The organism is Vibrio gallaecicus (assembly GCF_024347495.1).
In the GTDB taxonomy this organism is placed as follows: Bacteria; Pseudomonadota; Gammaproteobacteria; order Enterobacterales; family Vibrionaceae; genus Vibrio; species Vibrio gallaecicus.
The window spans coordinates 1784148-1797637 of record NZ_AP025490.1; the positions used below are offsets into that span (position 1 = coordinate 1784148).

The 13490-nt window shown below is 38.9% G+C and carries 9 protein-coding genes; 4 read left to right on the forward strand and 5 right to left on the reverse strand.

Going from position 1 to position 13490, the window contains the following annotated elements; all coding sequences use genetic code 11:
* Positions 1–17 precede the first annotated feature (17 nt).
* The 3 genes from OCU78_RS07685 to OCU78_RS07695 form a co-directional block, all read right to left on the reverse strand.
* Positions 18–734, reverse strand: a complete 717-nt coding sequence (locus OCU78_RS07685; RefSeq protein WP_137373140.1) for a 3'-5' exonuclease — start codon at positions 732–734, stop codon at positions 18–20.
* Entirely contained in the window at positions 734–2596 is a 1863-nt protein-coding gene (locus OCU78_RS07690) for a DUF294 nucleotidyltransferase-like domain-containing protein (RefSeq protein ID WP_137373139.1), read from the reverse strand. Before OCU78_RS07690 ends, OCU78_RS07685 begins: the two co-directional genes overlap by 1 nt.
* A 193-nt stretch (positions 2597–2789) precedes the next feature.
* Entirely contained in the window at positions 2790–3509 is a 720-nt protein-coding gene (locus OCU78_RS07695; RefSeq protein ID WP_137373138.1) for a FadR/GntR family transcriptional regulator, read from the reverse strand.
* Between the two features lie 455 nt (positions 3510–3964).
* Between OCU78_RS07695 and OCU78_RS07700 the strand changes: the two genes are divergently transcribed.
* From OCU78_RS07700 to OCU78_RS07715, 4 genes are all read left to right on the forward strand, one after another.
* Positions 3965–4687 (forward strand): FadR/GntR family transcriptional regulator, encoded by a 723-nt coding sequence (locus OCU78_RS07700; RefSeq protein WP_137373137.1) that lies wholly within the window; start codon positions 3965–3967, stop codon positions 4685–4687.
* A gap of 279 nt (positions 4688–4966) precedes the next feature.
* Positions 4967–6256 (forward strand): MATE family efflux transporter, encoded by a 1290-nt coding sequence (locus OCU78_RS07705; protein ID WP_240701728.1) that lies wholly within the window; start codon positions 4967–4969, stop codon positions 6254–6256.
* 561 nt (positions 6257–6817) lie between these two features.
* Positions 6818–7027: a hypothetical protein gene (locus OCU78_RS07710; RefSeq protein ID WP_137373135.1), complete on the forward strand. Its 210-nt coding sequence runs from the start codon at positions 6818–6820 to the stop codon at positions 7025–7027.
* Between the two features lie 860 nt (positions 7028–7887).
* Entirely contained in the window at positions 7888–8646 is a 759-nt protein-coding gene (locus OCU78_RS07715) for an oligogalacturonate-specific porin KdgM family protein (RefSeq protein WP_137373134.1), read from the forward strand.
* A 672-nt stretch (positions 8647–9318) separates the two neighbouring features.
* Here OCU78_RS07715 and OCU78_RS07720 read toward each other — a convergent pair.
* Positions 9319–11064: a hypothetical protein gene (locus OCU78_RS07720; RefSeq protein ID WP_137373133.1), complete on the reverse strand. Its 1746-nt coding sequence runs from the start codon at positions 11062–11064 to the stop codon at positions 9319–9321.
* A 510-nt stretch (positions 11065–11574) separates the two neighbouring features.
* On the reverse strand, positions 11575–13152 hold the full coding sequence (locus OCU78_RS07725; protein WP_137373132.1) for a polysaccharide lyase family 7 protein: 1578 nt from the start codon (positions 13150–13152) through the stop codon (positions 11575–11577).
* Positions 13153–13490 lie beyond the last annotated feature (338 nt).

Consider the following 13490-nt stretch of genomic DNA (forward strand, 5'->3'; position numbering starts at 1 on the left):
CTGACTTTCTAATGGTACTAATGACTCATTCGATACAACTGAGAAATGGGCACCTCTTTACCTTGCGCCACCCGTTTTTGCTGGGCCAAAAATAGTTCAGCAGTCGAAACCGCATCCGCTAACGCATTATGATTGTTGTATTCGGGGAGTCGATACCGTTCTCGTGTTGCCGCCAATGTTAGATCCACTTCTTCATGGTTGCTGATCGCTTGCTCCATTTTCTTCTCAATACATAACGTATCCAACCAAAGTAAGGGGAGACTTCTCAAGCCATAACAACGCAGTAAATATTGATTGATGAAGTTTTCTTCAACAACACATGCATGGGCGACAATAATTTTGCCTTTAGCTGACTCGAAGAATGCCTGCATGGCATCATGAATAGATAAACCTTCCTGCAGCATTTGAGGTGTAATGTGGTTGATCACTGCCGTTTCTGGATTTATTTGAGAGTCATTATTCAAATATAAGTGTTTCGCTGAAGCTAAGTCGATTCGACCTTTGCTTATTTCCACCCACCCCATAGACAAAATAAGATCGTCTTCACTGCTTAGCCCCGTCGTTTCTAAATCTAGAATGATATATTCGGCATCTTTAGCAAGATCAAACATTTGTGGCAAAGGCTGTTCGAGAACATTAAACAACACTTCCGGTAATTTCACGGTATTTAAGTACTGCTTTCGCTTGCGTTTTATACGCTCAAGAGGATGAAAGTAATTAAATAACCCTTTCATTATCGGGCTCCAAATCTAATTTTTGCAGCTTCTTGAAGGTCAGCAATGATTCTAAAGGCATCTTTCAAGTGCTTACGTTCAAAACTGCCAAAGCTATCTGGATTAATATTATTGTCGGGTACTTCACCATTTTTTAATGCTTCCAGCTGATGACCAAACCGGAGCGATAATATGTATTGATAGGCACCTAATATATTTTTATAGGCATCATCACTCAACATGCCCTTTTCATTGGCTGCTGTAAACCTGTCATCCGTGGCAGACAAATCGCATTCCACTGCTAAACCGTAGATGCGAGCCAAATCGATTATTAGATTTATCGCATACTTCTTAACGTTCAGCGTTTTTTTATTCTCACCAGATTTTTCCAATACTAGGCTGTTGAAAATTCCCAACGGTGGATTCGTGTTCACCGCATCTCTCACTAATGTACTTAGAAACTCTCGGTTACTTCGGATATTTGAATGCAGCTCATCGCGAAGAATCGTTTCGTACTCACTATTACCATAAATAGTCCGAATTTCTAAAAAAACACTGATGTTTAGTAAGCGTTCATACTCCGGGTTTGATACCCATTTTTTGTAATAGTGCTTCCACACGCCTAAAGGTTGGCACCATTTCGGCGTTGCAGCCATGAATTTACCTGGACATAGTGGATAATCACAACTTGCCAACCCATTAGTCACCATCATAGCTAAGTGTTTGAAATAAATACGGTCGCTGTCTGTTGCGTCATCAGCAAGTACAATCGCGCTGTCTTGATCAGAAAGCATGTGTACTTCATTACGTGCGTGGGAACCTGCAACAATCCAAGAGAAGTCGCAAGGTGGAGGTCCTAATTTATCAATCGCAATTTGAATTAGTCGCCGCGTATAAGCATCCATGATCATGGTCATGACTTTGCCAACCGTTTCTGGCGCTACTTTACCTTCAACTAAGGCTTCAAAAATGGCTTGCCTCTCTGAAGTAAACGAAGACATGGTTTTAACACTGCCCGCGTATTTGATTTTCTCAATTAAGAAAATCGCTTGAACACGGTGATTTTGAACAAGGTGAGAAGTGGTTAATAAACCAATAACTTTATTCTCTTTCACTACAGGGAGATTACGAATATTGAACTGCATCATGATTGACGCAGCATGTAAGACTAAATCATCCGGTTTAACTGTTAACGGTGAATGTGTCATGACTTCTGAGATAACATTATCAGTACTCACACCATGTGCTATAACACGTTTAGTCATATCTCGATCGGTAATTAATCCTACAATTTTGTCATCTTCATAGATAACCGCACAAGGAGATCTCTGGTGCAGCATTTCTGTGGCAACAGATTGAATCGACTGGTCTGATTTTACTATTGCGACATGACCACTTGCGACATCTTCCACTTTTCGAATAAATAACCCTTTTTCTTTATTCGACCAAACCACATCTAAAGCCGATTTCAAACGAACTTGGGCTTGAGAAGCAAATTGTTCCGCGCAACTAGGGAAAGTTTTAAACAAAGTTTGTAACGCATTGTGCGGGATAACATAGAGTAAGGTATTTTCTATGGCAATAGCTCGATAGCCCTTATCATCATTGACTTTAGATTCAAGAAAAGTAAAACCAAATAGGTCTTCGCTACCTAGCCTAGCCCGTAAAACACCATCTGATTTTCTCTGCTCCATTGAGCCCGTGCGAATAATATAAAGAGACTTTTCTTTTCCAGACTCACACAAATCAACGACATCACCTTTTCCAAGATAAATAATCTGTACGTGCGAAGATAACTCTCTTAGCGCATCTTTTGGTATTTTATCGAAAGGGTCAATTTGTCCAATAAATTGAAGAATATTGGGTAATAAAGATTGGGACATAGTCATATTCACACATCATTTCAATTATGTATTATTATATAACCATTAAATGTAATTGCTAGCCGATTTATTAAAACGAGTGAGCTTTGCCTAAATAATAAGCTAACACCTCCACAATCTACTTACGCAACAAAACCCAGCCAAAAAAAAGCACGCAAAATGCGTGCTTAATCAATCATTTAAAAATATTTACTTAGCTAACACTTGAAAGCCTATGGTTTGACTCGTGCAGGTGATTTGCTGAAGCGATACGTGCTTTTTCACTGTTGCCAGCCATGATTGCATCATAGATCTGACGGTGCTCATTAATACACGTGCTACCTTCTTCCGAAGAATGAGAAATAAAGTTAATGAACATAGTCGTGAGGATATTACCGAACGGTAGGTAAAAATCATTACCTGTCGCATTAAAAATCAGGCTATGGAATTTAATGTCAACTTCTGTCCAACGCTTTTGGTCGAAGATTTCTGCATCCGAGATTTCAACCATTTGCTGAAATGTCTCTGATAATTCAATACGTTGATCAGCTGTAGCAAACTTTGCAGCAAGAGCACAGGCTTCTGGCTCAATAGCACGACGTAAACCTAAGAATTGATGACAGAATTCATCTGGATCCGCTAGCCCATCCATCCATTCAATGAGCTGTGGATCAAGGAAGTTCCAGTACGCTCGATCAACAACTCGTGTACCGATTTTAGGTCGGGATTCTAATAAACCTTTTGAAGTCAGAAGCTTAACGGCTTCTCTTAATGCTGTTCTACTAATTCCGAACTGTTCACAGAGCGCCATTTCACCAGGAATGATAGAACCTTGAGGAAGGTTACCAGAAAGAATACCACGGGCGATTTCACGAGCAACTTGCACGTGAAGGCTTCGCTTAGAGCCTGAAATAGGTTTGAATGAACCAGCCATGAGTCTACTTACTTATTAGATATGTATTATTTAATAAGAATTATAGCATTGATTTATATAGAGCTCCAAAGTAAGTATCTTAATAACGTGAGCTCCCTTGTATTCTGGGTTCAATCAAAAACCATCGTTTGCCATTTAATTGAAAAATTCAGATCTATTATGTCACTTTTACACCTAGAAATAATTATCATTTGTAATACTAATATATGCCTGAAATCACAAAATAGATTATGAGTTAACTATTTACCGGGAAAATTACTCATTTTGGTTACCCTCCCTCTTGCACAATCAAAGTGTTATTGTATGATTTATATGTGGCAGATGTTATTTACACGACATTGACCCTTTATAATTATTTTTGGTAAGTAATGCTCTGCTTTAAGGGCATGTCAGACACAAAAGAAAGCTTCACTCTATTTGAAGCCCTGCTTTTATGTCCAACTCAGGTGGTTTACATGTCAACATTTTCATTGGTGGAAGATTCGAGCCGCCGCATTCATGTTCAAATTGCGAGACAAATTGCTCGCAAGATTTTATCTGGCGAATTACAAGAAAATCAAAAATTACCCAGCGAGATGAACCTATGTGAAGTTTTTGGCGTTAGCCGAACTGCACTTCGTGAATCAACAAAATTGCTTTCAGCCAAAGGGCTTATCGAGTCTAAACCTAAAGTTGGCACCCGTGTCATGCCCCGCTCTCAATGGCATTTCCTTGATCCTCAACTACTAAACTGGATCCAAGATTTAGAAGATACCAAACCCTTCTTATCTCAATTTTTAGGTTTACGAAAAGCCATTGAACCAGAAGCTTGTGCGCTTGCAGCAACTAACGCTACGGTTGAACAGCGCAAAGAGCTTTCGGTTTTATTTCAAAAAATGACGATGGCTGCTGAAAGTTATGATTATGGATCTTGGACGATAAACGATCATCTATTTCATAAAACTATTTTCCTTTCTACAGGCAACCAGTTTTATGTGCCATTTGGAAACATTTTATCTACGATTTTCAAACAGTTTATCGACCACTCTGCTGAAGGTGGGCGCTTTTGCTTAGAAGAGCATAAGGCAATATACGACAGTATTATGACTGGTAATGCGCCACAAGCTCGAATTGCATCTAAAGGGCTACTCGATGATGAAAATCAGAAATTATCCAATATAGAATTAGCTATCGCTTAATTCGACTTCCACCAAATCTTAAGTTCTGCCATGTAGAGAGCTTAAGGTTTCATTTACAGACCGCAACATTTTAGCCAACAAGCCTCTAGGGTTGTTTATTGCCGTATCTTTTAGAACAACTAAACCAACGGTTTATCTTCTTTATCATGGACGGTCTAGAGGTCATTAATGGTATGGAATAAATCACGCTCTTTCTAAAAAGGTTGTATTTTGTCTTCCCAATCATACGTTAGAAAAAATTTCTCATTAGCCTGGCCTTTAGCCCTTAATGCATTGCTTATGCAGTCGATGCTGATGATCGATACTTTGCTTGTTTCACCTTTAGGCGAGGTTCCTCTTGCTGCAATGGGAATTGCTACAACCATTATTGCCTTTATTCTAGGCATACAAATGGCACTAGCTAATGGTACTCAACTGGTTTTAAGCCGTGCGGTCGGTTCAGGAGTCCAAAGTTCACTTTCAAAAGCATTTTGGGCGGGGCTATCAATCAATCTAGCTGTTGCACTCATATTTTGGAGCTTGCTGACTTTCTTCGAGCAACCACTAATACAGGCATTAACCGACAATTTTGCTCTGTATACTGGAATCAGCCATTATTTAGATATATCAAAACACTTGGTTATCTTTACCGCTTTAACGCAAGTTATCATTGCTTTATTTAACGGCTTAAGTCGCACTAAAATCCCTTTTAAGGGCTACCTTATTGAATTGCCTATTAATGCACTACTGTCCTATCTATTAATTCATGGTTTCTCAACATTTGAAGGTCTTGGCGTGCAAGGTGCAGCCCTTGGTAGCGTGATTGCCATTACATTTAGGCTGTTCTATCTCGCCTTGTGTGTTCACTATGACTCTACGATCTCATTGTCTTTACACGCCCAAAAATCTGAATTAGTCGCTAATATACGTAAGCATTTTATTGAGATATTTCCGGTTGCAGCAAACGTGACAATGCTTTCAATTGGTGCCACAATTTATCAGCTGCTCTATTCACAGCTCAACATTAATGCTTATGTTGCAATTACGCTCGTTATGCCCTGGCTACGCGCTGGTACTCAGTTCATTACAGCTTGGGCACATTCATCTGCAATCACCATTAGCCAAGCGATTGGTTCTAAAAAAATGGATGATCTGACAAAGAATGTCGATACGAGCATTGATGTCGCGGTTGGAATATCTATCGTCTGTGCGTTTTTATTTGGCGGCCTAAGTTTAGCTATTAATGACATCTACCCCGATTTAGACAGTTCAACCTACCAAGCACTCGCAGTTATTGCTCCCCTCTATATATTTCTCCCAATTGTTCGTGGATACAACACGGTTCATGGGCACGTATTAAGAGCATTGGGAAAAACAACTGATGTATTCAAAATTAACTTCACAGGGCAATGGATCATCTCGATTCCATTATGTGCTTTGATTATTTTCGGTCTTGATGGTTCTATTTTCTGGGCATTTGCTATTCAACCTTTTGAAGAAGTGGTGAAAGCTTTTCCATTTAGGCACCTTGCAAGAAAATCGTTAAGGGAGTTTTATTCTCAAAAAGCCAAATCACTAATGTACGATTGAGCAGCCTGAGTTTATGTTCATAAACTTGAAGCATGCTTTTTTAATAAGAAGTAGCGGTGTTTTTTATACATTTTGAAAGTTGTCAGAACTCAAGGTGAAGATTATTTGAGCTATATTTATTTTCGGTTTTCTGAAAATAAATATAGCTATTTCCAAAACTAAGCGTATAGTCCGGCTCTTGGCTCTTATTTAAGAGTTGTTAATGCTACATTTAGTCCAAGTTTCTACACAGACAGTTCACGATTTTTCCTCGTTACACCTATTCTGCGTCAGCTTTACCTCGATAGATCATTCAATAGCTTTAAACCATTTGCCTCAATTAACTATTGGCTTCAATAAACTGTTAGCTTCAACAAACCGCTACCTTTAATAAGCCGTTAGCTCAATAAACCAATCCGATTATTTACGTTTGTACTGAGTGTTCAGTAGCGTATCTAGTTATTCGGGTAAATCATTACTGTAATAAAACTAAGGCACAATTATGTCAAAAAGAACAACACGACAAATCCATTGGTACCAACTAACACGCGAAAAAGCGTTTACAAAATCACAAGGTAATAAATGCTCAAAATAGAAATTAATTTATTAAAAGAAGACCTGTCTTGGGTCGCAGAGATACGCCAGCTGAACAGCGACATTTTACACCGTCACATACTGCCAAAGCTTCAACATACAAGTTATCTAATCGACTTCGAATTCAGTGAACGAGACAACACTGGCACCATATTATCAAGTACTGGTTGCACGCTAGGAAATTTCACAATCCTATAGCGAAAGACTTATATAACGAAACTAGAGACTTCGCCATGTCTCCGGAAAATCTATAGTCTTTACCATCGTCTCAGGTCGCCTTATCGACCTTAAGCATACAATAGAATCGAACCTAGTCATTTGCATTTCACTCGCGGCTCACGCTCACTAGGTTTTACTCTTATTGCTCATTCTATTGATGTTCACTCTACTCAATCAATTTATTACTCTCTATTACCCACACACCATTACACATTCCGCGTATGTTTGAGCATCTTGAACATTCGATTCGACAGCTTTATGCATGACTTTCATTAATATAAGAAGCCTATCCGAATTGAAGTAGCTCAATTCATGTCAAACAGGCTATCGTATAAAATCAGGAAAGTTCACTACGGTCATTTTAAATCACTTCACCCTACCCGCCTCAAGCTAAACACATAGCTCACTTCAATATCTTATTAATCAATTAACATTTAATTTCCAATGATTAAGCAAACCTCACGATATGCACAAAGGCATAAATATAAGGAATATAAATATGAGTTCTCAACATTGAAATTATTAAACTGTGCGACACATTACTAGCCAAACAGCACCATATTTGTCTTATTTTATGCTTTAGATTATCGGTATCATTATTGTAATGAGATCACTATCAAGATTAGTGTTGAAAGTTCGCTTGAAAATGGGATAACCATAACACTTAGTTATAAATAAGACGGAGTGATATGAACTTTTTGATTGGTATCACAGAATAGATAGCCGATAATACATACCATATTTGTCATACATTAATTCAATAGCATTGTTGTTGTTTGATGAAATAAAAGGGTACTAAGGATGTATCCATAATTATAAATCATAGCGAGATGATAAGTATGAAACCAGTAACAAAAATTGCACTATTCGTAACAACCACACTTTTAGCCGGCACTGCTGCAGCTGCTACCATTGATTACCGTGGCGAGTATAAGCATGAAGATGAAAAGTACGCACACCGTATTAAAATTGGTGCAAACACTAAAATCCTTGATGACCAAGCAAAGCTATCTTTTGGTGTTGAGCAAAAATTCCAAAGTAGTGACCAAACTGACTTTTGGAAGGAAGTGGTTCGTGGCGATTCTGAGTTTAGCTGGGATGTAACTTACAAACTAGATGATAAGTGGTACATACAACCAGGTATGCCAATTACTTTTGCTGAAACTAAAACGACTTATAAACCTCAATTCCGCGTGGGTTATAAAGCTGATTTCGGCTTAACAACTGCTTTACGTTACCGTCATGAACTGCAAACTTTTGAAACTGGTACAGGCACTGCAAGTGCTGCTGGCGGTGGCAAAGTTGTACGTGATGGTAAAACTCTGCAACAAGGTAAATTCACGTTAACTGGTTCATACAAGTTCAGTGACGAAGCTTGGAAAAACCTAAAGCTAAGTTACGAAGCTAACTACAATGTGAACTACGACGACGTTCGTCTTGCGAACGATAAAAATTGGGAATGGGATCTTGGTGTTAAAGTAGGTTACAAAATGGGTGACTTCACTCCTTACATGGAATTCTGGTCATCTGATTACGGTTCATCTGCTGAAGATGATCGCCAGCTTAAAACTCGCTTTGGTCTTAAGTACAGCTTCTAATTATAAGATTTAATGTCACTAAGTAACTGTTTTTAAAATTCTATTATTTACTTAGTTAAGCTTCGATTTAAAAAGGTTTAGCATCGCGCTGAGCCTTTTTAATATCCTCTCTATCCTCTCTATCCTCTCTATCCTCTCTATCCTCTCTATCCTCTCGGAAGATAAGCTTTTACTCACTGTAACCAAACTATACTTTACCTAAATCATCACCGCTGTAGACTGCTTCAGAAGCTTAACTTATATTATCAAGCACATTACGCCCGCCCTTATTGAAGACAATATTTAGCAGTCTCTGCTTGTTCGTATTGATGAACATGTTCATCAATACGAATACTCACGAAAAATAGCCAATTCAATGACTCTGCGTTTTAATTAACAGGGAGATTTTTGTAACAATCGGATGAGATTAGAATATCTTTTATTGCGACGTTTGCAGGCTGAGAGTAGCTCAATGTGTTTTAAACAAAGTGTAAATATGAAAACAGTAAATGAGCGTCTACACACGTTTAGAGAGGCGCATATCGATGCTGATTAGGAGCGTATTAATAGCTTTGATCATGGTTTATAAAAATCAGCATCAATAATAAAAAAGCGCCATTCAATCAATGAATGACGCTCAATTCGTTGCTTATAGCAAAGGTACTTATAAAAAGTACTGATGGTAAATAAAGCTTATTTATCCATTGGGTCCGGCGCAACAACAGCTGAGAACGTACTTGAATTGTAATCATTACCCTTTAGCACATCACCGATAGTGCGCGAGTCAAAATCATCTATGAAAACTTCTAATTGGGCCGCTTCATCAGAATAAACTTCATAGTCATCAACGTATAATGTTGTATCTGCCATTCCACTATTTGAAGAGAACTTAATAGTAGTTGCTGTTACGGGAACGCTAGAATCTGAGTGGTTTGCGTCATTACCTGCGTTCTGAGAGTCATAAGGACCAAACTCCACACCATCAACTTTAACTGTGTAAGTACCAGTTTCAGTCGTCGAAGATGTATCCCAAGACATTTCTAGGTCAATCCAAGTACCAGGAGTAAACGTTGTTACTTGCTCATCTTCACCACGTAGCGTGATTTTACCTTCGTCAATTTTCAGCTCACCCACCAAAGAAGAAGTGGAGTTTTTAGTATCAAAAAGAGAAACGTAAGCTGACTCTGTTTCTGCAGTGTCGTAATACATAGATACTTTATGCGTACCAGTTGTCATACCTTCCGCAAACTTGTAACGCAATTCGCCTGTATCACCTTCATCTTGGTCAGTGATTGCCGCAACTTGATTGCCCGTTGGTTCTGGATCTGTTGGAGTGCCTCCATCACCAGCTACTGTTGCTTCAGAGCTACTGCTGTTGTAAGGCGTTGTATTTAATACTTTACCAATAGTGTAGCCATTGAAGTCATCTTCAAAAACTAGCTCTTCAGAACCACTATCACTTGAATATACTTTTAGGTTATCAGCAAGTAGTTCAAAGTTATTCGTACTGCCGTTATCACCCAACCTTAATGCAATCACTTGGACAGGACCACTTTCTGGGATTTCATCTGCTAGATATGAATGTTCAACGTCATTTACTTTGAAGCTGAATACACCATTACTCCAAGTTGCTTCGACTGTTAGTGTCTCACCTTCCGTATAACCGCCATCGATAGCATTCAGTTGCTTGGCACTGTCACGGTATTTAATAACACCAGCTTCAAAAGCAATCTCACCATGTAGGTTTGCTGTTGATGTACCTGAAGCATAAACTGAAACATACGCGTTTTTGCTGTTATCATCTCCGACAGAATCTTCATCAAGTTGATAAACTAAATCAACCGTTAAACGACCTGAAGTAATGTTATCAAGGCTATTATCAGAGAGCTTTAATCTAAGTTCACCAGTATCAGAAGTTGAAGTATCAATGATTTGAACGTAGTTGTTTACACCAGACTCTTCATTTGCATCTTTAACAGCATCACTTACAGATGTGGTAGTGGCTTCATCAGCCCCTACTAATTCACCCTCAGTTGCAGTATCTACCATTAATTCGCCATTCGTTACAGAGTAACCACCATCAACAACGGCACCATTAGCGTCTGCACCGTAATAGGTAAACGAAATTGTTTCTGCGTCCAGATCTTCTGTATACGTTGCGGTTTTAATTTCGTACGTACCAGGAACTGCATCGTCGTAGTAATATTTTTGTGTGCCATCTGCAAATACATAAACATTGGGTAGATCGGTAGAAGTGGCTGCAGGTAAAGCACTTGTGCTTACTGTCGCGGCACCAATTTCCCACATACCGCCATCAAGAGGTGATGTTGGTGCTGGCGGTGTTGGTACATCATCAGGAATGAACTCAACATCTGTGTCACAACCGAACAACAAACCTGTAGACATAGTTACTGCAAGTGCAATTTTAGAAATCTGCATAATTTACTCTCTTTCACGTTAGTCATTAATCCCTTAAATGATATTGTCAGACAAAAGCGGTCATTCTTCAATCATGGATATTTAATATGATGACCTTTCTCACAGTCGCTGCTATTTAGGTTATAGAACTCATGCATACATCACATTAATAAGCAAAGTTGACGTATTTATTGCTATATACGCCACCTAACATGAAGCATATAATATGATTATTACGCCCCACCCTAACCCAAAAGTGACTATAAACTTACTATCAATAAATATCAGATGACGGTAGATACAAAAGGCAGATCTTCTTTAAATTAATTTTTCGTGAGCCTCATACTAAACACACTGCTTATTTGCACATTCCTACTCAAGAAATAACATGCTTTCAATCTATAATTTATTTTTAAGTTCTCAGTTCTATAAATAAAAAAATGGTCAGTAAATTAACAAAGTAATAAATTACCCTATTCATTTACCGACCATTCATTATTAGATTATCTATTGAGAATTAATCTCAGGTAATTATTTACCTTGGTATTGATCGTGAGAAACATTTAGCTTGTAGAATGTCGCCTGTGAGTAATCGTCTAGATCACCACTGATATTCTGGTTGTAAACACCAGCCTTGAAGTACATGTATTTGCCGCCTACGTCGTAGCCGCTTTTACTCATATCAACCACTTGTACTACGTCATCTTTGCCTTCACGCATTAAAGAAACGGTCATTGTGTTGCCTTTAACATCAATGCGATAGCTGAAGACTTCACCAAGAGCAATACCATCGTCACCAACTTCAGCTGTCATATCACCCACTAGAGGATAGAAGTCCTCTTTTGTCGCGTCTTGACTTTCATGTGCAAAGTAAACTGCGCCTGTGGCTTGGTCTGGTAATTTGCGGTAGTACAAACGAATCGGCTCATCGTTTTGATCGTGAATCTGACCAATGATGAAACGACCTACTTCATTTGCATTACCAGTAGTGGTTGCGTGATCTATCTTCAACGTTGCTTCTAGTACGCCGTCGATACCTGCTGCAGCTTCTAAGTCAGACTCAGGTGCGCTTGAGAATACCCAGTTGTTTTTGTTAACACCTTTAGTGCTAATAGACTTATCACCACGACGCATCATTTCACGAAGTTCAGTACGTGCGTACTTTGTGTTTTTAGAGGTACGAACACCTTTCACGTAAGCCTTGAATACTAGGCCGCCGTCATCTGCTGTGTAGAAAATTTCTGGGTGTTGGTAACCATTTGCGAGGTTCCACTCAGACACATCATCAGGCTTGCCATTTTTGTCATGATCAAATGGTTGAGATAAGTACCAATGAGTCATGTCAAAGTTTTCACTTGGAGCATTACCTGCCAGTGGTGTTTCTGGAAGGTTAGTCGGTACTGGTAGTGCACTACGAGTGTCACACTGAACCGTTGTTTCACATGGGTAAACTGCCGCTACGCCGAAGTTGCCAGAGCGAAGATCTTTACGCGCTTGCTTGCGTGCTTTTTCCACGGCTTTCATTTCTGCGATCATTGCTTGTTCAGCTGCAACTACGTCTGAAGTGATGATATGACTAGCAGGACAAGCGTTAACATTACAGTTTACAGCAGCTAGACCTGTCACACTGTTCCAACCATTTTTGGTGTTACCGTGACCAACGTATCTTACGTAGCGAGCTTGAACCGCCGGAGCAAATTGGAAACGCTCAAGACCGATAGCTTTACCTGAACTCATTTGATTCTCAAGTACCGTTGTCCAGTTTTCGCCATCAACACTGACTTGAATATCAAACTTAGATTGGCGCTCGTTACCTTTACTGAATGATGCTTGAACAGCGTCAAATTCATGTACAGAACCATAGTCCAACATTGCCCACTCGCCGTCACCGGCTGAAGACCAACGTGTTGTTAGATCTTGGTCAACTAGGCGATCAGGACCGTTACCATCGTGACTACTAGCAGTAGCAGCAACCGGCGTCATAATAACTTCACCAGTTTCTTTATTATTAGGGAATTCAGCTGCTGTCGTGGAAGATCCAGTACTCGTACAACCAACAGCGAATAGGATAGAAGTAGCTAGCAAGCTTTTAAGATAAATGTTTTTCATTTGTCTGTTCACCTTTAAATATAAAGTTTGAATAATTAGATCTATTTGTTTTATTAAAAGCAGAGCATTTGGGCATTGAAAATGATTCAATCGCTTGCCTATAAATAGGCATATAAGCAACGTTGTATATTGTTGTGCCAATATGTTCTGCTCATTTGATACGAATCATTATATACATAATAAAATAGTACAAATAAGCAAAGAATCATAAATGAGATCACGGTCTTGTACCTAGCCTCTCAAAGGGTGAATAAATGAGATCCCGCTCAATATGAATTTCATATAAGTTAAATTTCATCAGTAATGATAAGCATATGTCTTACAAAACCTTCACAAAG